Source organism: Actinomadura sp. 9N215 (assembly GCF_044326345.1).
GTDB lineage: Bacteria > Actinomycetota > Actinomycetes > Streptosporangiales > Streptosporangiaceae > Spirillospora.
In genome coordinates this window covers 119,101-139,004 of record NZ_JBIRBA010000023.1, presented here as the reverse complement: position 1 = coordinate 139,004, position 19,904 = coordinate 119,101, and the positions used below count along the sequence as shown (strand labels likewise).

The window sequence follows — 19,904 nt, the reverse complement described above, 5'->3', positions numbered from 1 at the left end:
AAATCGCATTCGGCCCGGTTTCACCCGGGCTCGCCGATCACCCTCCTCCGTGAACGTTCTTCATCCTCGGCCGGCCCGCGCGGCCTTGCCCCCGCGAACGGCCGGACGAAGAACGCTCAGTCCAGCGCATCGATGATCCTGGCGGCGATCGGGCCGGACTCGATGCCGTATCCGGGCGCCTCGGTCAGCACCGCGACCGCGTACTCGGGGTCGTCGCGCGGGCCGAAGCCGATGAACCAGCGGTCGTTGTAGGAGGCGCCCTCGACGTCGGCGGTCCCGGTCTTGCCGCCGAGGACGGACGTGCCCCGCAGCGATTTCCCGGTGCCCCGGTCGACGACGGCCTTCATCATGTCCTGCAGCTGCTTCGCCTGGTCACCGGTGAGGGCGGTGGACATCCGGGCGGGCGATATCTCGTCCACGGTGGAGCCGTTCGGGGCGCGTAGCCTGTCGACGAGGCGCGGCTCCATGACGACCCCGTCGTTGAGGATCCCGGCGGCGACCATGGCCATCTGCAGCGGCGAGGCGACCGTGCTGCCCTGGCCGATGGAGCCGAGCGCGCTCAGCGACGGCTCGCCGGTCTTCGGGAAGGAGCTCGGGGCGCCGCGCAGGCCGTCGGCGTACTCGATCCGCTCGCCGAACCCGAACCGCCCTGCCTCCGCGTGGACGGCGTCGTTGCCCGGCTCCTCCGCGCCCATGAAGGCGAACGTGGTGTTGCACGACTGGGCGTACGCCTCGATGAGCGGGATCCGGCCCAGGTCGCACGAGCCGCCGATGTCGCCGGCGTCGTTGTTGATCGCCTGCCCGGCGCGCGGCGGCCGGTAGCTGCGGCCGGCCCTGACGCGGGTGCTCCCGCTCGCCCCGGCCTCCAGCGCGGACGCGGCCACCACGGTCTTGAACGTGGACCCGGGCGGGAACAGCTCGTTCGCCGCCTTGTCGAGCAGCGGCTTGAGCGGCTGGTCGCCGAGCCGCTCGAACGCGGCCGTCGCCTTCTCGCGGTCGAGGGTCGACACTTCGGCGGGGTCGTAGGACGGCGTCGACGCCATCACCAGGACCGCGCCCGTGCCGGCGTCGAGCACGACGGCCGCGGCACGTCGCGCGCCCGCGCCCTGGAGCGCGTCGTAGGCGACGCGCTGCGCCTTGACGCTGACGGTCGACTCGACGGTGCCGCCGGGGACGTGCTTGCCGATCAGCTTGTCGATGAAGTTGGACGTGGCGAGGCGGTCGTCCGTCCCGTCCAGGAAGTGGTTCTCGGCGTCCTCAAGGCCGGTCTGGGAGAACACGGAGAAGTAGCCGGTGATCGGCGCGAACACCGGGCCGTCCTTGTAGCGGCGCCGGTAGCGGTCGTCGTCGAGCTTCTCCGACCAGGCGAGGCGCTCGCCGTCCGCGACGATGGGGCCTCGGTCGATCTTGAAGCGGTCCTCGAACTGGCGGGCGTTGAGCGAGTCGTCGCGCAGGTTCTGGGCCTCGAACCCCTGGACATAGGTGATGTTCGCCATGAGCGCGATGACCATCACCAGGGTGAGGATCCAGGTACGCCCAACGGCACGGTCGACGCCGGGCCTCATGCGCCTGCCCATACCCGGAAGCGGCCCGTCTCAACGGGTGACGGCGCGACTCAACGGGCGACGGCGCGACTCAACGGGCGACGGCGCGACTCAACGGGCGACGGCGCGTCCGTACCAGAACACTGCTTCGCCGTAACGGCGGTCTCGTTCGGGCTCGTAGCCGTCCGGCCAGCGCAGTGCCGGGCCGCGGGCGGCGCGTTCGACGACGACCAGCGCGTCGGGGGCCGTCCAGCCGTGGTCGCGGAGGTCGTCCAGCAGGACGGTGACGGACGCGTCCGCCAGCGCGTACGGCGGGTCGGCGAAGATCAGGTCGTACGGCTCGCCAGGCGGGGGCTTGCGGACGACCCGTTCCACCTTGTCCGCGCACGGGACGGCACCGGGCAGCCCCAGCGTCTCGGCGTTCCTCCGGATCGCCTTCATCGCGCGCGGATGCGACTCGACGAGCAGCGCGTGCGCGGCCCCCCGCGACAGCGCCTCCAAGCCGACCGCGCCGGAGCCCGCGTACAGGTCGGCGACGCGGAGCCCGTCCAGCGGGCCGAGCAGGGCCAGCACCGTGCCGAACAGGCCCTCCCGGGCGCGGTCGCTGGTCGGCCTGGTGTCCCGTCCGGGCGGGACGGTGAGCCGCCGTCCTCCCGCGGTGCCCGCGATCACCCTGGTCATCTCCCCAGTATCGCGGCAGCGCGTCCCGTTCCGGCCGGACGCCGGCGGCACGCCCCGATCCGGCCCGACGGACGACACGCCCAAGAATGCACAACTTGGACGCCGGCCGGTTGTGAAACTACACCTAAATGACCCGATCACTGTTCACAGCCACTACTGGACGTGTAAACGTGCTCGCAGGTTGTGCAACCACTTTTCCCCCAGGAGTATCAGTGCATCACGGTAGGAGACTGGCGGTGACGGCCGGCGCGACGGTTCTCGGCATCGCCGCCATGAGCGGCGTTTCGCATGCTGAGACCTCCCAGCCCTCCGCCAAGCAGGCCGCGCTCCCGTTCAAGAGCGTGGCCCCGAAGAAGGAGCCGCCAAAGAAGGCATCGAAGCCGTTGCTCAGCCTCGATCTCGCCCCCGCGCTGGCGTCGAGCAAGCCGACCGATTCCGGAGGCTCGGGCCTCAAGCTCGACCTCGGGGTCGGCGTCGGTGTCGGCGTCGGCTCGTCGGGCGGCGGCAAGAACGGCGGAATCCGGGTGAACGCGGGCGTCAACGCGTCGCTGGGCGGCGGCTCGGCCACGCGCCAGGGCAACCGGACCACGGCCGCCGCCGAAGAACCCGGCCTGTCGGTCGGCGCGAACGCCGGGCTCTCGGCCGGCGGAACGTCGCTGTCGGCGAACGTGTCGGCGAAGGCCTGCGTCGGCGGCTGCCAGGCGCCGACGCCGCCCACCCCGCCGACGCCCCCGACCCCGCCGACGCCGCCCACCCCGCCGGTGCCGCCGGGCCCGACGCCGCCGGGCCCGCCCTCGGGGCCGCTCCTGCCCGACCTTCCGGCCTCGCCCATGAACCCCGGCGCGGCGGGCGTCGGCGACTTCACGCCGCCGAAGAAGCTGCCCGTCACCGGAACCGACTCGCTGCCGCTGGCGCTGCTCGGCATCACCGCCATCGTGGCGGGCAGCGCCGCGGTGGCGGCGACCCGCAGGCGCACGGCCCGCGAGTCCTGACCATCCCGACAGAGGGGCGTCTCCCAGCCGGGGGGACGCCCCTTCGGCATGCGGAGCCGCTCTCGGCGCCGTCCGGCCGCTCCCGCCGCCCGCGGAACCCCTCAGAGGGGTTCGCTGCCCACGACCTTCCAGGCGCCGCCCGAAAGCTGGAGCTGCAGCCGGTGGACGCTCACCTGATCCCGGTTGGTGCAGCCGCTCTTGCACGCACCGAGCGTCACCAGGGCGACCAGCCGGTCCGCCTGCCCAGCCGAGCGCAGGCCGACCTCCACGGCCGTCCCCGCCGCGACGGACGGGGCGCCCGCGACGGCGTCGAGCGCCCCGCGCGCCTGCGCGCCCGGCCAGGTCGCGCCCGCCGTGTTGGCGCGCGGCGCGCTCGCGTCCAGCGAGAACAGGTTGTCGAGAAGCCAGCCGCCGCCCTGCCTGACCATGATCGCCCGCATCGGGTGCTGGAGCCGGCTCGGATTGGCGTTCTCCGCGCGCGCCGTCCGCTTGACGTACGACAGCACCGTCACCGTGCCGGCCCCGGCCGCCACCACGGCGGAGTCGACGATCTCCGTGGTGACCGAACCTCCCTTGTCCCTGAGCTCGGCAAGGTAGTCGCGGGTCTTGAGCTGCTTGTCGTACTCGGCGCCGTACCGGGGCGTCGACACCCGGTGCGCCGCCGCCACGTTCTGGTCGAGCCGCGCGTGGTCGAAGCTCAGCACCGTCTTGATCGCCTGCGCGGCCGGATCGACCGCGGCCGCGGCCTCGGCGGGCGGCGCGGCCGCCGCGGCCGTGTCCGCCTTCGCGGGCTTGTTCCCCGAGCCGTCGGACAGCAGCGCCCACGCCGCCCCGCCCACGCCCACCGCGAGCAGCACCGCCACCGCGGCCGCGGCGATGCCGAGCCCGCGCCGCCTCCGCCGCGGCGGGACGGTCGGCGGCGGCTGCGCGTAGCCCATCCCGCCCCCCATTCCAGGGCCGGTCCCTGGGCCGGTCCCGCCCGAGTCCGTGCCGACCAGGTGATCGGCGCGGCCCACGGTCGGCGGCGCAGACTGCGGCGTCCTCGGGTCCCCGGCGAAATGGGCGCCGGTGCTGAGCGTCCCCATGTCGCCCTCGTCGATCGTGGCGACGCCGCCGAGCAGGTCCAGCAGCACCTGCTGCGCCTCCGGACGCCGAGCCGGGTCCTTGGCCAGGCAGGACGCGACGACGCCGCGCAGCGACTCCGGCAGCGCCGACAGGTCGGGCTCGTAGTTCAGGATCCGGTGGAACACCGCGGAGATCGTGTCGTTCCCGAACGGGTGCCGGCCCGTCGCCGCGAACAGCATCGTCGCCGCCCACGTGAACAGGTCCACGCCCGTGCCGAGATCGGTGTCGGTGACCTGCTCGGGCGCCATGTACGACGGCGTCCCCACCACCCCGCTGCCCTTGGTCGCCGACGCCCCGGCGATCCGCGCGATGCCGAAGTCGATGACGCGCGGCCCGTCCGGCCCCATCAGCACGTTGGACGGCTTGAAGTCGCGGTGCAGGATGCCCGCCCGGTGGATCGCCGCCAGCGCCGTGACGGTCCCGATCGCCAGGCGGTCGAGATCGGTCCCCGTCCGCGGGCCCTTCTCGGTGACCAGCCCGCTCAGCGAGGGACCCGGCACGTACTCGCTGACGACGTACGGCAGGTCGCCGGAGATGTCGGCGTCCAGGACCTGGGCGGTGCAGAACCCGGCGACCCGCCCGATCATCCGCATCTCCCGCTCGAACCGCGCCCGCCACTCCGGGTCGCGGCTGAAGCGGTCGCGCAGCAGCTTCACCGCCGCCTGCTGACCGTCCTCACGGCGCCCCAGGTAGACGACGCTCTGCCCGCCTTCACCGATCCGTCCGGCCAGCTCGTACGGGCCGAGCCGGACCGGGTCGCTGGGCAGCAATGGGCCAACGGCCGCCATGGGAGCTCCTCCGTCGCATGCGAAACCCGCCACGGGACCTGTACCCGCGCGAGCACCGCATCGCCACTTACGATCGGCTATACGTTAGACGTCTGTGATCGACCGTGTGTTCTCAGTTGTCTATTGGGAGGCGACCCCCGAGCCCCCGGCTGCGCGGCACGGGTCTCTTTGTCCATCTGGGGGCGACCCCCAGACCCCGGCTGCGCGGCATGGGTCTCCTCGCTCTGGTCGCTGGCGCTCCCGCCGCTGCGGGGACGCGGCGCGCCGGGCATGCCCGCTGCGCTCGCTGGCGCTCGCTCCGCGTGCCTGCCCGTAACCGGTGGCTGAGGTTCGACCTGCCGGGGGTTGGGTCGAGCGGGTCTCCCGGTGCGGTCAGGTCTTTTCCAGGAAGTCGGCTCGGTCTTCGTCCAGGAGTGTGGACAGGACGGTCGCGAGGCCCGGGTGGTCGGAGAGGTCTGGGTCCTTTTCGGCCAAGGTCGTTGCTTCTTCACGGGCGTCTCGGATCACGTCCTCGTCCTTCTGGAGGGTGAGGAGGCGGAGGCTGGACGTGCGGCCCGCCTGGGCGGCGCCGAGGACGTCGCCTTCGCGGCGTTGTTCCAGGTCGAGGCGGGAGAGTTGGAAGCCGTCGGTGGTGGAGGCGACGGCGCCGAGGCGCTCGCGGGCCTTGCCGCCGGGCTCGGCGTCCGTGACGAGGAGGCACAGGCCCTGGAGGGAGCCGCGTCCGACGCGTCCGCGGAGCTGGTGGAGCTGGGAGACGCCGAACCGGTCCGCGTCCATGATCACCATGACGGTGGCGTTGGGCACGTCCACGCCGACCTCGATGACGGTGGTGGCGAGCAGGACGTCCAGGTCGCCGTCGGTGAAGCGGCGCATCACCGCTTCCTTCTCGTCCGGGTACAGCTTGCCGTGCAGGACGCCGATGCGCACGCCGGCGAGCAGCTCCTCCAGCTTCGGCAGCACCTCCATGATGCCGAGGGGCGAGCGGCGGCCTTCGTCCTCCGGCTCGATGGCGTCGCCCTCGTCGCCCTCCTGCTCGCCGATGCGCGGGCAGACGATGTAGATCTGGCGGCCCTTGGCGGCCTCCTCCTTGATGCGCTCCCAGGTGCGGGCGAGGAACGCGGGCTTCTCCGGCGGCACGACATGGGTCTGGATCTCCGAGCGGCCCGCCGGGAGCTGCCCGAGGACGGACGTCTCCAGGTCGCCGAACACCGTCATCGCCACCGTCCGCGGGATCGGCGTCGCCGTCATGACCAGGACGTGCGGGCGCCCGCCGCCGGTCTTCTCGCGCAGCGCGTCCCGCTGCTCGACGCCGAAGCGGTGCTGCTCGTCCACGACGACGAGGCCCAGGTCGGCGAACTGGACGCTCTCCTGCAGCAGCGCGTGGGTGCCGACGACGATGCCCGCGGCGCCGGACGCGGCGTCCAGCAGGGCCTCCTTGCGCGCCTTCGCGCCCTGCGACCCGGTGAGGAGCGCGACGCGGGTGGCGTTGTCGGCGCCGCCGAGCTGCCCGGCCTGCGCGAGGTCGCCGAGCATGCCGGTGATCGACCGGTAGTGCTGCTGGGCGAGGACCTCGGTCGGCGCGAGCAGGGCCGCCTGGCCGCCGCCGTCCACGACCTGGAGCATAGCCCGCAGCGCGACGACCGTCTTGCCGGAGCCGACGTCGCCCTGGAGGAGTCGGTGCATGGGGTGTTCGAGGGCCAGGTCGGCGGCGATCTCGTCGCCCACCTCCCGCTGGCCCTTGGTCAGCTCGAACGGCAGGCGCGCGTCGAACTCCGCCTGGAGGCCGCCGAACGACGGCGGGCGCGGCTTCGCCGGGAGGGCGGCTGCGGCGAGGCGGCGCTGCGCCAGGGCGACCTGGACGACGAACGCCTCGTCCCATTTGAGGCGCTTGCGGGCGCGGCCCAGCTCGTCCCAGCTCCGCGGCCGGTGGATGCCCTCGTACGCCTCGCGCAGCCCGATCAGGTCGCGGCGGCGCAGGAGCGTCGCCGGCATCGGGTCGGCGGGCAGGTCGAGCTGGTCGAGGACGGTCCCGACGGACGTGCCGATCGTCTCGATGGGCAGCGACTTCGTCGACGGGTAGATCGGGATGATCTCGTCGGCCCACTCCTGCGCGGCCTGCTCGGCGCTCTTCTCCTGGACGACCTTGTACTGCGGATGCGTCAGCTGCCTGACCTCCCTGCCGCTGCGCGGCCGGTACGTGCTGATCTTCCCGGCGAACAGGCCGCGCGTCCCGGGCGAGAGCTCCTTCTCCGCCCGGTAGGAGCCCTTGCGGCCGAAGAAGCTCAGCTTCAGCTGCCCGGTGCCGTCCGTGACGGTGATCTCCAGGACGTAGCCGGGGCTGCGGGTGAGGGTGCGGCCCTGCACCTTCACGACCTCCGCCATGACGGTGACGTGCTCGCCGTCCTGCAGGCCGCTGAGCTGCGTGAGCTCGCCGCGGTGCGCGTAGCGGCGCGGGTAGTGGTGCAGGAGGTCGCCGGCGGTGTGCAGGTCGAGGCCCTTCTCCAGCACCTTGGCCGTCTTGTCGCCGAGGACCTTGCGCAACGGCTCGTCGAGGTTCGCCACGCAGTCTTTTCTAGCCGATGGGAGCGACGGGAATCAGCCGATGCCCCGCCCGGATCAGGCTTGGCCCCGCCTGGACCGGGCGGGGCGCTCGCTCACTCGACCCCGATGAGCAGGGGATAGCGTTCCTGGCCGCCGTCGTAGACGCCGACCTCCACGTCCGGATGGGCGTCGCGCAGATGCTCTTCGAGCGCCGCGGCGAGACCGCGCGGCGCGTACAGGCCGATGATCAGCGTGGCCAGCTCGCCGCCGCCGGACAGCATCCGGTCCAGAACCCGCCGCGCGACGTCCGCGACGTCCGCGCCGATCGTCGCGACCTCGCCCTCGATCAGGCCGAGGACGTCGCCGGGACGGCACGGCCCGGCGCCCGTGACCGCCTCCCGCTCGGCGACGTCCAGGTGTCCGAACCGGGTGGCGCCTGCGGCGCGGGTCATCTCGGCGACGTCCTCGCCGAACCGGCGCAGCGGGTCGTGCACCGCGAGCGCCGCCATCCCCTGGACGGACGCCTTCGTCGGGACGACCGCGATGCGCGCCCCCACCTCCCGGGCGCGTTCGGCGGCCGCCTCCGCGAGGGACAGGACCTCGGGCTCGTTCGGCAGGACGGTCACCTCGTCGCCCGCCGCGAGAATCACCTCCGCCAGCACCGCCAGCGGCGGCGCCGCGCCCGGGTCGCGGCGGACCACCCGCGCGCCGCACTCCTCGAACAGCGCGGCCAGGCCGTCCGCGGCGGTGACCGCGATCACCGCGCGGCCGGTGTGCCGCGCGTGCGGCTCCCCGGTCCCGGCGTGCAGGTACGTGACGCGGATCCGGTGCGGACGCCCGGCCGCGAGGCCCGCCTCGACGGCCGCTCCGGCGTCGTCCACGTGGACGTGAACGTTCCACAGCCCGTCGCCGCCGACCACGACGAGCGAGTCCCCGAGCCGGTCGAGCTTCTCGCGGAGGGCGTGGACGGCGTCGTCCGGCGCGTACAGCAGGTACATCACCTCGTATCCGGGACCGTTCCGAGGCTCAGGACGCTCCTGCGCCGGGGCGGGCGAGCCGACGGCGCGGGCGGGCACCTCGTAGCGCTCCGGGTACTCCTCGGTGATCACGGCGACGAGCGCGTCGAGCACGACGCAGAGGCCGGCCGCGCCCGCGTCCACGACGCCGTTGCGGGCGAGCACGTCCAGCTGCGCGGTGGTGCGGAGCAGCGCCTGCCGCGCGCCTCCGGCGGCGGCCCGCGTCGCTTCGGCGAGCCCGTTTTCGACCGCTCCGGCCCCGGGCATCGCCGTGGCCGAGGTGCATGCCGCTGCGGCGGCGGCCAGGACGCTCAGGATCGTCCCCTCGACGGGATGCTCCACGGCGCCGCGGGCCAGGCCCGACGCGTGCTCCAGCGCGCCCGCGAACGCGGTCCCGTCGGGCGGTGCGTCGAGCGGACCGAGGACGTCCGCGAGGCCCCGGATCACCTGGCTGAGGATCACGCCGGAGTTGCCCCGCGCGCCCAGCAGCGCGCCCCGCGCCAGCGCCCGCCAGGTGTCCGGGGCGGCCGCGCCGTCCGGGAGCTCGTCCAGCGCGTCCGCCGCCGCGGTCACGGTCAGGTGGAGATTGGTGCCGGTGTCGCCGTCCGGGACGGGGAACACGTTCAGCGCGTCGATCTCCGCCCGGGTGCGGCCGAGCGCCTCCGCGGCGCCCCTGCACCACCGGCGGATCGCCGCCACGTCGAGGACTTCACCCAACGCCCCGCCCCCTCTCACCGGCTCCCGACTCTTCTGTACCGTGCCAAGGCCCTCCTGGGAACCCCGTAAAGCCGTACGTTCGCAGGTCGATTCGCCTACGCGACGGGCTGTCGGCTACTCTGATCCGTGCGCCTCGTCCGAGGCGCTCATCGGTGAGCGCTCATGATGTCCGGCCCGCTTGCGGCGGCGACGGGCGGCGCTCCGGTCAGAGCATCGACACCACTTGGAGTTTCCCGTGGCTTCCGTCTGCGACGTCTGCGGCAAGGGACCCGGTTTCGGCATGCGCGTCTCCCACTCGCACCGCCGCACCCCGCGCCGCTGGAACCCCAACATCCAGCGCGTGCGCGCCGTCGTGAACGGCAGCACCAAGCGGATCAACGCCTGCACCTCCTGCATCAAGGCCGGGAAGGTCGTCAAGCCGACCGTCTGAGCGGCGCGCAGGGCTTCGGCCGGCTCATCGGAACGACCCGATGAGCCGGTTTTTTGTGCGTCCGGGCGTCTGGGCGTCCCGGGACAGCGGCGGGTCAGGCGCGGTGGCGCCAGCCGTGGTCGACGGGGCCGATGCCGGCGCCGAGCGGGAAGCCCGCCGCGATCGCGCCCGTCACGTACTCCTTCGCCTTCGCGACCGCCGCGGGGACGTCCTCGCCGAGCGCCAGGTGCGACGCGATCGCGGACGCGAGCGTGCAGCCGGTGCCGTGGGTGTGCCGGTTGTCGTGCCGGGGCGCGGTGAAGCGGTGCTCGCGCTCCCCGTCGAACAGCAGGTCGGCGGGCTCTCCCGGCAGGTGCCCGCCCTTGATCAGGACCCACTCCGGGCCGAGCGCCTTGACGGCCTCGGCCGCCTCGCGCAGCCCCGCCTCGTCCACCACCTTGACGCCGGTGAGCTGCTCCACCTCGTAGAGGTTCGGCGTGACGACGGTCGCGGCCGGCAGCAGCGCCGAGCGGACGGCCTGCACGGCGTCGGCCGCGAGCAGCGGGTCGCCGTGCTTGGACACGCCGACGGGGTCGACCACGGCGGGCGCGTCCGAGGCGGCCAGGGCCTCCGCGACCGTCTCGACCAAGACCGTGGACGCGAGCATCCCCGTCTTGATCGCGTGGACGCCGATGTCGGACAGGACGGAGTCGAGCTGCGCCCGCACCGCCTCGGCCGGCAGCTCCCAGTAGCCCTGCACGCCGAGCGAGTTCTGCGCGGTGACGGCGGCGATGACGCTCATCCCGTGGACGCCGAGCGCGAGCATGGTCTTCAGGTCAGCCTGGATGCCGGCGCCGCCGCCGGAGTCCGAGCCCGCGACGGTGAGCACGAGCGGCGGGGCCTGCGGCGCGGCGGGCACGGCGGACGGGGAGTGCGTCATACCGTCCACTTTATGACTTGACGCGCCCCGAACGATCTCGGCGAGCCTCTGGGCGAGCCCCAGCGATCTCAGACGGTCTCGGGCGGTCTCAGACGATGGCGCAGGGCTGGCTGTTCAGGATGCACGCGGACGGCTTCGCGGCGGTGCCCCGCGCGGCGAACACGATCAGCACCTTGGCGCCGGGGGCGATGCCGGTCCGGCCGCGGACGTAGGCGACCTTGCCCGTCCTGACGACGGTGGCGCCCTTGACGGCGGTGACGGACGCGCTGGAGATCTTGAACGCGAGCGCCCACTTGGTGACGGGCCGCGCGCCCTTGTTGGCGATCGTCGCGGTCGCCTTGAAGCCGTCCGGGCCCTTGGACGCGACCCGGAACGCGATGACGAGGCCGTCGGTGCGGCCCGCGCCCCGGCTGGCGCGCTCGTTCTGCTCGCGCTGGGAGACCTGGTTGTCCCTGGGGTTGGTCTGCGTGCTGTCGTGCGGGGCGCCGCCCGCGAAGTTGAGGGATATCTGCTGCGTGCTCAGCGCGTAGGCGACGATCCCGACCGCGATCACGAGCGCGACGATCGGCAGCAGCGGGACGGGGAGCACCGAGAGGAACTTGAACGAGCCGCCGGGCCGGGAGGTCTCGGAGCGGGCTCGCGAATCGGGCGGCTCGGCCGCGTCCGGCGGCTCGTACGGCTCATGGGAGTCGGGCTGATATTCGGGAGCGGCGGCGGGATCGAGGCTGGGAGCGCCTGGATAGTCACCCGGATAGTCCCCGGGGAGCGGCTCGAACCGGTGCCGGCTCGGAGGGCCGTGCGTGCGGTCCGCGTCAGGAGGCGGACCGGTCGAGATGCGCTCGTGCGGCGACACGTACACGCGGTCGTCGGTCGGCCCGGAGAAGAGGTCGTAGGACGTCCCCGGCGGCGCGCCGTAGAACGGACCCTGGGACGCGCCGGCGTCCGGTACGGGTTCGTCGTCCGGTGGTTCGCGCCTGGTGTGTCGTCCCATCCCATCCCTCTTCGATCAGAGGATGTATACCAAACCCGCACCAACCGTGCCTACAGGATGCGTCAACGCGCACGGGTGGACGCGCTCCGTGCATGCCGTCCTACGTTGGGAAATGGTCCCAGGCGCCGGTCGGGGGCTCGCGTCCGTCCACGCGCGTTCCCGACCCTTCGGCGACGGTCCCGATCACCGTCCAGGACGGGGGGAGGTCGGCGTCTGGAGGGAAGGTTCCGGCGAAGGCGTGGTCCTCGCCGCCGGTGAGCGCGTGGCGCAGCCCGTCCGGTCCGAGGAGCTCCGGGACGGGGACGGCGGACGAGTCGACCTCGATCCGCACGCCGCTCGCGGACGCGATGTGCCCGAGGTCCTGGACGAGCCCGTCGCTCACGTCCAGCAGCGCGGTGACGCCGTGGGCGCGGGCCTCCTCCCCCGCCGCGTAAGGGGGCTCCGGACGGCGGTGCGCCGCGATCAGCTCGGCGGGCCCGTCGCGTCCCTCGGCGAGCAGCGCCAGCCCGGCGGCGGCGTGGCCGAGCCGTCCCCGGACGGCCACGACGTCGCCCGGACGCGCCCCGGACCGGGTGAGCGGCGCCGCGCCGCCCAGATCGCCGAGCGCGGTGATCGCGAGCATGACGCCGGGCGCGCCGACGACGTCGCCTCCCGCGACGGACGCGCCCGCCGCGCGGCATTCGTCGGCGAGCCCGTCGTAGAGCCGTTCGGCCCAGCCCGCGTCGGTGGCGGGCGGGGCCGCGAACCCGACGAGCAGCGCCGTGGGCCGGGCGCCCATCGCGACGACGTCGGCGAGGTTCTGCGCGGCGGCCTTGCGCCCGATGTCGTAGGGCCCGGACCAGTCGCGGCGGAAGTGCCGTCCCTCCACGAGCAGGTCGGTGGTGGCGACGACGCGCCCGTCCGGCGCGGCGATCACGGCGGCGTCGTCGCCCGGGCCGAGCCGCACGTCAGGCCCCTGCGGGAGCCGCCGCGTCAGCCGGGCGATCAGCCCGAACTCGCCCACGTCCCCGATCGTGCCCATCCGCCCCGTCCGCGCCGTTTTCGGTGTTCCGACCGTCCCGTACGCGTCCGTTCGGGGCACCCGCGCCCCCGGCGACGCGCGGCGCCGCGTAACACGATACGGTGAACCGTCCGACGGTTGATTCTCCGCCCGGGGAGGACGTGATGGTGCAGGCCTACATCCTCATCCAGACCGAAGTCGGCAAGGCGGCCGAGGTGGCAAGCCACATCTCCGGCATAACGGGCGTCACTCTGGCGGAGGACGTCACGGGTCCTTACGACGTGATCGTCCGAGCGGAGGCGCGCAATGTCGACGAGCTCGGCAAGCTCGTCGTCGCCCAGATCCAGGCGGTCGAAGGCATCACGCGTACGCTCACCTGCCCGATCGTTCACATCTGAATTGCCGTTGCCGGGGGGCCTGGGGGGTCGTCCCCCCAGCAGGAAAGCGCCTTCGCCGGAGGGACCACGTTCTCCCGGGAAGAGCCGGGCTTGGCCGTTCTTGATCGTGGGATTGGCGCTGGCGGCCGGCGCATGCGGTGACGGAGCCGTGCAGGTGCCCGTGCCGCAGCCGGACGCGGCCACGCAGCGGCTCTGCGAGGGCCTGCGGCTCCCCGAGAAGGTGCGCGGGCAGAAGCGCCGCGACACTTCGCCGAGCTCGCCGCTCACCGCCGCCTGGGGGTCCCCGCCGATCGCGCTGCGCTGCGGCGTGCCGCGGCCCGGGACGCTCCATCCCACGTCCCGGCTGGTGACGATCAACGGGATCGACTGGTTCGGGCAGCCGGCGGACCGTCCGGTCACGTTCACCGCGGTCGCGCGGCAGGCGTACGTCGAGGTGACCGTCCCGCCCAAGTACAACCCGGCCGGGGACGTGCTCATCGAGCTCGGCCCGCTGATCGAGGCGACGATCCCGAAGAAGCCCGAAGGCCAGATCTGACCACTCCCCGGACGGTCGGCGCCGAGCGGCGCGGTGGCGAGCGGCGCGGTGGCGAGCGGCGCGGTGGCGAGCGGCGCGGTGGCGAGCGGCGCGGTCGCGGGCATCAGGACGCCGAGCGTGGTCAGGGGGCCAGGTCCACCCGGACGTCCTTCGTGGAGTCGGGGAGCAGGATGACCGTCGCGCCGTTGTGGCGCGTCCAGCCGGCCGGGAGCAGGAACCAGCGGCCGCCCTGATGCGCGAGCGTGCGCAGGCCGTTGTAGCGGTAGCCGTACGCCGCGTCCTTCTTGTCGCCGAGCTGCGCCACGCCGACTCCCGGTCCGGTGATGTGCAGGCGCTCCCGGGAGTACACGACGGCCTGCGGGCTGGTGGGCAGCGACAGCTCGACGGCGCGGGCCGCGTCGAGGCCGTGCTGCTGCGCCGTGTTGGCCGTGGCCCAGAAGGCCGCGATCAGGGCGAGCGCGATGAGCAGCAGGCGCCGGACGGCGCGGGTCGACGCGAGCATCTCCGACCACCCTCCCCGCGCCACCCCGTACCGGGTCGCCGCCTCCGCGACGTACTCCAGCAGCAGGGTCCCGGCGCCGAGCGCCGCGGGCGACAGGTAGGGCCCGCTGACGGCGTCGTCGGCGTGCCTGTGCAGGCTGACGGCGCCGATCGTGAGCAGGGTGACGGCCAGCGCCGTGAGGAGCAGGCAGACGAGCAGCCGCCGGCGGTGCGACGCGCCGCCCATCAGATGGACGAGCAGATGATGGGCGACGAGCGCGCCGACGCCGAAGACCATCACCGACGCCAGCGGGGAGAACACCGGGCCCGCGCTCAGCACGAGGTAGTCCGTCGTCGTGAACCCGACCGTGCCGAGGTCGACCCCGAAGTAGGCGAAGAGGGACCGCTCGCGGACGTAGCCGAAGTAGTACAGGATCGCCGTCAGCACGCCGGTGGACGCCAGCACCCGTCCGGCGATCTCGACGATCCGGCCGATCGCCCGGTCACCGCCGGACGATTCGCCAGACGATTCACCGAACGCTTCGGCAGGCGTCTCGGCGGGCTCTTCGGCGGGTTCCGCGGGCATCGGTCAGGTCCCGCCGGGGCCCGGGCCGTCCGGCTCGGGCGGGGCGTCTCCCGGGCTGTCGGGCTGGGGCCGCGGGACGTCCTCGGTCCCGCCGCTCGGCCCGTCGGGCGACGGCGACTCGCCGCCGGGCGAGGCCGGGCCCCCGGGCGACGAGTCGTCGTCCGGCGACCCCTCGTCGGGCGACGCCTCGGGCGGGGTCGTCGCGGCGACGTCGAAGAAGTCCGTCCTGGCCTTCACCCCCACCCGCAGGCACACGTTCCCCTGCCCGCCCGCGCACTGGGAGGCGTCCTTGATCTCGACGAGTCCGGCCGGGTTCGAGCTCGTCTCCTGCGCGATCATGCAGGGCGCGTCCGGGCGGCACGGCCGCTTGTTCTTGAACTGCTCCTGGATGGACCTGGCGCACGGATCGCCGCCCGCATCGGTGATCTCGACCGCCTCGCGGCACGCCGCCGCGATGTCGCGCAGCTGCGCCTCGGAGATGCGGGTCTGCGCGACGTCCGTCGCCTGCGGCTGGACGTCGCCTCCGACGGCCAGACCGCTCGGCTGCATCGGCAGCGGCGTGGTCGCGAGCGACGCCTCCTCCTTCTTCTTCCCGCAGGCCACGACGCAAAGCAGCAGCACACAGAGCAGCAGGACGCAGAGCGGCAGGACCGCTCCACCGGCCGCACGAACTCGCCAAACCCCCATGCTCGCCCCCCGTCGTCACACGGTGACCCCACGCATGCGGGGCTATGGGTTCCCCCAGGTCAGACCGCGAAACCGGACGAACTCGAGCGGGCGCCGGACGCGACCTCGCGCGGCGGTGCCGGACGGGTGAGGCGGGTGGGATTCGAACCCACTCAGCGCAAAGGCAACCGGGTTACAGCCGGACCCGACTCTCCGAACGTCGGCGCCGCCCCAAGCACGGGCCGCGAGCGGCCCGCGTCACGCGGCCGACCCCCCGGCCGTGCAGTACCTCCGGAGGGATTCGGTGCTAGCCCTGGCCAACCAGATCCAGCGCACAGCACCTCATGCTGCCGTCTCTGCCGTAGGACTACGGAGGCATGCGTACGGCTCCCGGGACTCGAACCCGGAACATCCACTTCCTGAAAGTGGCCTCTCTGCCATTGGAGTAGAGCCGCAAGAAAAGAAGATTCGCGAGGTGGCGTCACTCGCGGCGGCTCGACCGGGGAGTCGTCAGGAGACGGGATACCGGCCGGGGCGGGCGTGCGACGCCGACGGCAGTCGTAGGCGGTACTGCTCCAGAGCCATGGCCGGTCCTCCTCTCAAAGCCTCGTGCCTCGTCCCTTGTGTCCCGGACGGGCTGACGTCGTCAACGGTGCCAGGATCCCGGAACCGCCGCAACGCGTTTTCCGGCACGGGCCGGAGCCCGGCGGGCCGAGGCTGCCCGGCGGGTCGGGCCCTGACCTGGCCCTGGGGTCAGGTGTCGTCCGGGAGGGCGGCGCCGAAGGCGACGAGCGCCCAGAACGCGACCATGATCCAGCCGAGCGCGATCCCCGTCACCGCGAGACCCAGCCCGCGCTCGCCGGACCGCCGCAGCCGCGCCCACGCCATGTGCCCCGCGATGATCGCCGGAATGGACGGGAGCCCGCACGTGATCAGCCCGACCGCCCCCATGGACACCGCGTAGATCGCGAGGCTGTTCATGGGCGGCTTGGCGCGCGGATCGCGCGCGGCGGCCGCCTGGTACTGGTGGCCGGGCGCCGGGTGCGGCGACTGCGCCGGGTAGCCGGTGTAGCCCCCGGGCTGCTGGTAGGCGGCGCCGCGGACGGCGATCGCGTCGGCGTACCGGTTCCACGTCTCCGCCTCGGCGGTGCGGCCCTGCCCGTTCAGCAGCATGGCGAGGCTGCGCATCGCGGCCGGGTCGCCGGCCTGGGCGGCCTGCCGGTACTGCCGCTCGACCAGCGCCTCCGCCTCCCCGGCGGCGAGCGCCGGGGAAGGGGTCTCGGAGATCCCGGCCCCTTGCGTCCGTGGCTGCGCCGGAGCCTGGGTCTTGGGCTGGGTGGGAGCCTGCGTCCGAGGGTGAGACGGGGTCTGTGACCGGAGGTGAGACGGGGTCTGTGACCGGGGATGGGCCGGGCCCTGTGTCTGGGGGTGGGCCGGGGCCTGCGTCTGGAGGTGGGCGGGGGTCTGCGTCTGGGGGTGGGCGGGGGTCCGCGCGGGTTGCCGGGCGCCGCTGGAGATGAGCCCGTCCAGCAGGGACTGGGCGGACGGACGCCGCGCCGGGTCCTTCGCGAGCGCCGAGCGGACGGTGGCGAGGAGCGTGCCGTCCAGCCCGCTGAGGTCCGGGTCCCCGCTGATGATCTGGTGGATGATCGCCGGGAGCGAGTTGCCGTCGAAGCACGGCCCGCCGCGCGCGGCGAACGCCACGGTCGCGCCCCAGGCGAACACGTCGGACGCGGGGGTCGCGCCGCGTCCGTCCAGCTGCTCGGGGGCCATGAACGCGGGCGTGCCGACGATGCCGCCCGTCGCGGTGAGGCGCGTCCCGTCCAGGGAGCGGGCGATGCCGAAGTCGATGACGCGCGGGCCGAACGTGGAGAGCACCACGTTGGCGGGCTTCAGGTCGCGGTGGACGACGCCCGCGTCGTGGATGGCGGTCAGCGCGGTCGCGATCCCGACCGCGACGGCCTCCAGGTCGGCGCCGCGCAGCGCGCCGTCCTTGCCGACGGCCGCGTCGAGGCTCGGCCCGTTGACGAACTCGGTGACCAGGTAGGGCGGGTCGGCGGCGGGGTCGGCGTCCAGGACGGGCGCCGTGCAGAACGGCCGGACCCGCTGCGCCGCGGCGACCTCCGCCTCGAACCGCGCGCGGTACTGCCGGTCGGCGGCGAACTCACGCCTGATGACCTTGATGGCGACCTTGCGTCCCGAGTCGTCCAGTCCGGCGTAGACCGTGCCCATCCCGCCTTCGCCGAGCCGGTCCACGACCCGGTACGGGCCGATGCGTTCCGGCAGGTCGCCATGCGGCACGGGACGTTCTCCTCAGGGTGGGTTACGGCCCCCAAGCCTGGCACATCCGGACGCCCCACGGAGCCGAAGGCAGCGCGCCGCGCCGGACGACACATCTCGGTGCATAACGGAACCTAGTGGGCGGAGCGAGCGTCCAAAGTCCATGCGTGGACGTACTCTGGCATCGGCCGCGACGACGCTTCTGCTGGCCGGAACCGCTGGTTGCAGCGGATCGTCCGGCACCGACGAGCCGCCTGTTCCGGCGCCGCCGATGCGGCTCGTCGCCTACGACGGCTGCGACGCCCTTCTGGACGGTCTGCGCCGCGCGACCGCCGACAAGGTCGGCCCGTACGGGCTCAGCGACGGCCCTCCGATGATGGCGATGCCCGAGGGCGACACCGCTCTCCGCAAGGGACCGTTCGCCGCCCAGGCGCCCGGCGCCGCGCCGGACGGCGCACAGGGCGGCGCACAGGGCGCGCCCCAGCAGCATTCCACGACCAACTCGCACGAGGCCGCCGCGGACGAGCCCGACCTCGTCAAGACCGACGGCCGCCGGATCGTGACGCTCACGGACGGCCGCCTCCACGTCATCGACCCCGCGACCCGCAAGGTCGCGCACACGCTGGACATGCCGGGGCCCCGCGGGTTCGACCGGTACGGCGACGGGCAGCTGCTGCTGAGCGGCGACCGCGTGCTCGTGATGACGCGGCGGGCGATGATGGTCCCCTACGAGCGTCCGGCGGTCCCGGGGCGGGAGCCGTCCGCCAAGCCCGCGCGGCCGGAGCCGATGACGCGGCTCACGCTGGTCGACGTCTCCGCCGCGCCGAAGGTCGTCGGCACCATGACGACCGAGGCCGACTACATGGACGCGCGGCAGACCGGCGCCACGGTGCGGGTCGTCATGCGGTCCCGGCCGCGGATCGACTTCCCGGGCCATGGCGGACGGCCAGGCCCCGACACCCCGACGAGCAGCGACGCCCCGACGAGCGGCGACGCCCCCACGGGCACCGGCGGCCCGCCGGACGAGAAGAAGGCCACCGAGGCGAACCGGGCGGCCGCGATGAAGGCGCCGCTCGACGCCTGGCTCCCCGCCTTCCAGGTGGACGGCGCGGACGGCGGCCCCGCCAAGGAGTACCGGACGCCCTGCGACCAGGTCAGCCGCCCGGCCTCGTACGCGGGCTCGTCGATGCTGAGCGTGCTGACGTTCGACCTGTCGCAGGGCCTCGGCGACCCGCAGGCCATCGCCGTCACCGCCGAAGGGTCGACCGTCTACGGCAACGGGAAGAGCCTCTACGTCACCGGCACTCCCCCGCAGCCGTTCACGCCGGGGCCGAGGAGGTCGTCGGCGAGGCCGCCCGAGCCGCGCACCGACGTGTACAAGTTCGACGTCGGCGGGAAGGGGCGTCCCCGTTATGTGGCGTCCGGCTCGGTGAAGGGCGACCTGCTCAACCAGTACTCGATGTCGGAGCACGACGGGAACCTGCGCCTGGCCACGACGACCAGCCGGTTCGACCGCGACCCGGACGGCAGGTCGTCGGAGAGCTCGGTGTACGTCCTCGCGCAGCGCGGCGCCCGCCTCGACGAGATCGGACGCGTCGACGGCCTCGGCAAGGGCGAGCGGATCTACTCCGTCCGGTTCATCGGCGCGTCCGCGTACGTCGTGACGTTCCGGCAGGTCGACCCGCTGTACATGCTCGACCTGACCGACCCGCGCCGCCCGCGCAGCACCGGCGAGCTGAAGATCACCGGCTATTCCGCCTACCTGCACCCCATGAAGGACGGCAGGCTCCTCGGCGTCGGACGGGACGCCGACACGTCGGGCCGCACGCGCGGCCTCCAGGTCTCGCTGTTCGACGTCTCCGGCGAGAAGCCGCGCAAGGTCGCGTCCTACCGGCTGCCGGACGCGTCGTCCCAGGCGGAGTTCGAGCCGCACGCGTTCCTGTACTGGCCGCCGACCGGCCTCACCGTGATCCCGGCGATGCGTCCCGGCGGCGGGGCGGACGAGGCGCTGGTCCTGAAGGTGTCCGGCACGTCCATCGACAAGGCGGGGACCGTCCGGCATCCCGGCGAGGGCTACGGCAACGGCGTCCGCCGCTCGCTCATCGTCGGCGACGCCCTCTGGACGTTCTCCGACGACGGCGCCCGCGCCACCGACGCCGCCACGCTGAAGAACGCCGCCTGGCTCCCCTTCAAGTGACGGTCAGCGCAGAGCGGC

Annotated in this window: 16 protein-coding genes and 2 tRNA genes; 5 read left to right on the top strand and 13 right to left on the bottom strand. The window is 73.5% G+C overall.

Annotated elements, in window-relative coordinates; genetic code table 11:
• Window positions 1–116: 116 nt before the first annotated feature.
• Both ACH34T_RS32095 and rsmD read right to left on the bottom strand, forming a co-directional pair.
• Window positions 117–1,577, bottom strand: coding sequence for a penicillin-binding transpeptidase domain-containing protein (locus ACH34T_RS32095; RefSeq protein WP_396024682.1), 1,461 nt, complete (start codon window positions 1,575–1,577; stop codon window positions 117–119).
• A gap of 78 nt (window positions 1,578–1,655) precedes the next feature.
• The gene (gene rsmD / locus ACH34T_RS32090; protein ID WP_396024681.1) at window positions 1,656–2,225 is read right to left on the bottom strand and encodes a 16S rRNA (guanine(966)-N(2))-methyltransferase RsmD; all 570 of its coding nucleotides are present in this window, start codon (window positions 2,223–2,225) and stop codon (window positions 1,656–1,658) included.
• A 236-nt stretch (window positions 2,226–2,461) separates the two neighbouring features.
• Between rsmD and ACH34T_RS32085 the strand changes: the two genes are divergently transcribed.
• Window positions 2,462–3,217 (top strand): LPXTG cell wall anchor domain-containing protein, encoded by a 756-nt coding sequence (locus ACH34T_RS32085; RefSeq protein ID WP_396024680.1) that lies wholly within the window; start codon window positions 2,462–2,464, stop codon window positions 3,215–3,217.
• A 101-nt stretch (window positions 3,218–3,318) separates the two neighbouring features.
• On the opposite strand, the gene ACH34T_RS32080 is transcribed toward ACH34T_RS32085, so the two are convergent.
• The 3 genes from ACH34T_RS32080 to ACH34T_RS32070 all read right to left on the bottom strand — a co-directional run bounded on the left by ACH34T_RS32080 (window position 3,319) and on the right by ACH34T_RS32070 (window position 9,404).
• Window positions 3,319–5,130, bottom strand: a complete 1,812-nt coding sequence (locus ACH34T_RS32080; RefSeq protein ID WP_396024679.1) for a serine/threonine-protein kinase — start codon at window positions 5,128–5,130, stop codon at window positions 3,319–3,321.
• Window positions 5,131–5,502: 372 nt separating this feature from the next.
• Entirely contained in the window at window positions 5,503–7,692 is a 2,190-nt protein-coding gene (gene recG / locus ACH34T_RS32075) for an ATP-dependent DNA helicase RecG (protein WP_396024678.1), read from the bottom strand.
• 92 nt (window positions 7,693–7,784) lie between these two features.
• Entirely contained in the window at window positions 7,785–9,404 is a 1,620-nt protein-coding gene (locus ACH34T_RS32070; protein WP_396024677.1) for a DAK2 domain-containing protein, read from the bottom strand.
• Between the two features lie 235 nt (window positions 9,405–9,639).
• Between ACH34T_RS32070 and rpmB the strand changes: the two genes are divergently transcribed.
• Window positions 9,640–9,834: a 50S ribosomal protein L28 gene (gene rpmB, locus ACH34T_RS32065; RefSeq protein WP_030164391.1), complete on the top strand. Its 195-nt coding sequence runs from the start codon at window positions 9,640–9,642 to the stop codon at window positions 9,832–9,834.
• Window positions 9,835–9,928: 94 nt separating this feature from the next.
• Here rpmB and thiD read toward each other — a convergent pair whose 3' ends face one another.
• From thiD to ACH34T_RS32050, 3 genes are all read right to left on the bottom strand, one after another.
• Entirely contained in the window at window positions 9,929–10,753 is an 825-nt protein-coding gene (gene thiD / locus ACH34T_RS32060) for a bifunctional hydroxymethylpyrimidine kinase/phosphomethylpyrimidine kinase (protein WP_396024676.1), read from the bottom strand.
• Window positions 10,754–10,841: 88 nt separating this feature from the next.
• Window positions 10,842–11,744 (bottom strand): cellulose binding domain-containing protein, encoded by a 903-nt coding sequence (locus tag ACH34T_RS32055; RefSeq protein WP_396024675.1) that lies wholly within the window; start codon window positions 11,742–11,744, stop codon window positions 10,842–10,844.
• Between the two features lie 100 nt (window positions 11,745–11,844).
• Window positions 11,845–12,765 carry a thiamine-phosphate kinase gene (locus tag ACH34T_RS32050; RefSeq protein WP_396024674.1) on the bottom strand — a complete coding sequence of 307 codons (921 nt, stop codon included), beginning with the start codon at window positions 12,763–12,765 and terminating at the stop codon, window positions 11,845–11,847.
• 143 nt (window positions 12,766–12,908) lie between these two features.
• Between ACH34T_RS32050 and ACH34T_RS32045 the strand changes: the two genes are divergently transcribed.
• Both ACH34T_RS32045 and ACH34T_RS32040 read left to right on the top strand, forming a co-directional pair.
• Window positions 12,909–13,142, top strand: coding sequence for an Lrp/AsnC family transcriptional regulator (locus ACH34T_RS32045; protein ID WP_131967567.1), 234 nt, complete (start codon window positions 12,909–12,911; stop codon window positions 13,140–13,142).
• A gap of 106 nt (window positions 13,143–13,248) precedes the next feature.
• Complete coding sequence (locus ACH34T_RS32040) at window positions 13,249–13,677, top strand: DUF3515 domain-containing protein (RefSeq protein ID WP_396024673.1); 429 nt, start codon at window positions 13,249–13,251, stop codon at window positions 13,675–13,677.
• Window positions 13,678–13,798: 121 nt separating this feature from the next.
• Here ACH34T_RS32040 and ACH34T_RS32035 read toward each other — a convergent pair whose 3' ends face one another.
• From ACH34T_RS32035 to ACH34T_RS32015, 5 genes are all read right to left on the bottom strand, one after another.
• The gene (locus tag ACH34T_RS32035; protein ID WP_396024672.1) at window positions 13,799–14,743 is read right to left on the bottom strand and encodes a hypothetical protein; all 945 of its coding nucleotides are present in this window, start codon (window positions 14,741–14,743) and stop codon (window positions 13,799–13,801) included.
• A gap of 3 nt (window positions 14,744–14,746) precedes the next feature.
• Window positions 14,747–15,430, bottom strand: a complete 684-nt coding sequence (locus ACH34T_RS32030; RefSeq protein ID WP_396024671.1) for a hypothetical protein — start codon at window positions 15,428–15,430, stop codon at window positions 14,747–14,749.
• A 127-nt stretch (window positions 15,431–15,557) separates the two neighbouring features.
• Window positions 15,558–15,642, bottom strand: a tRNA-Tyr gene (locus ACH34T_RS32025).
• Window positions 15,643–15,791: 149 nt separating this feature from the next.
• Window positions 15,792–15,864 (bottom strand) — tRNA-Leu (locus ACH34T_RS32020).
• 298 nt (window positions 15,865–16,162) lie between these two features.
• Window positions 16,163–17,710 carry a protein kinase gene (locus ACH34T_RS32015; RefSeq protein ID WP_396024670.1) on the bottom strand — a complete coding sequence of 516 codons (1,548 nt, stop codon included), beginning with the start codon at window positions 17,708–17,710 and terminating at the stop codon, window positions 16,163–16,165.
• A 142-nt stretch (window positions 17,711–17,852) separates the two neighbouring features.
• Between ACH34T_RS32015 and ACH34T_RS32010 the strand changes: the two genes are divergently transcribed.
• Window positions 17,853–19,886 carry a beta-propeller domain-containing protein gene (locus ACH34T_RS32010; protein ID WP_396024669.1) on the top strand — a complete coding sequence of 678 codons (2,034 nt, stop codon included), beginning with the start codon at window positions 17,853–17,855 and terminating at the stop codon, window positions 19,884–19,886.
• The last annotated feature ends 18 nt before the right edge of the window (window positions 19,887–19,904 follow it).

Coding starts and splice junctions, on each gene's coding strand:
- ACH34T_RS32095 (WP_396024682.1), bottom strand. CDS start 1,577: ATGGGCAGGCGCATGAGGCCCGGCGTCGACCGTGCCGTTGGGCGTACC.
- rsmD (WP_396024681.1), bottom strand. CDS start 2,225: ATGACCAGGGTGATCGCGGGCACCGCGGGAGGACGGCGGCTCACCGTC.
- ACH34T_RS32080 (WP_396024679.1), bottom strand. CDS start 5,130: ATGGCGGCCGTTGGCCCATTGCTGCCCAGCGACCCGGTCCGGCTCGGC.
- thiD (WP_396024676.1), bottom strand. CDS start 10,753: ATGACGCACTCCCCGTCCGCCGTGCCCGCCGCGCCGCAGGCCCCGCCG.
- ACH34T_RS32055 (WP_396024675.1), bottom strand. CDS start 11,744: ATGGGACGACACACCAGGCGCGAACCACCGGACGACGAACCCGTACCG.
- ACH34T_RS32050 (WP_396024674.1), bottom strand. CDS start 12,765: ATGGGCACGATCGGGGACGTGGGCGAGTTCGGGCTGATCGCCCGGCTG.
- ACH34T_RS32045 (WP_131967567.1), top strand. CDS start 12,909: ATGGTGCAGGCCTACATCCTCATCCAGACCGAAGTCGGCAAGGCGGCC.
- ACH34T_RS32035 (WP_396024672.1), bottom strand. CDS start 14,743: ATGCCCGCGGAACCCGCCGAAGAGCCCGCCGAGACGCCTGCCGAAGCG.
- ACH34T_RS32030 (WP_396024671.1), bottom strand. CDS start 15,430: ATGGGGGTTTGGCGAGTTCGTGCGGCCGGTGGAGCGGTCCTGCCGCTC.
- ACH34T_RS32010 (WP_396024669.1), top strand. CDS start 17,853: ATGCGTGGACGTACTCTGGCATCGGCCGCGACGACGCTTCTGCTGGCC.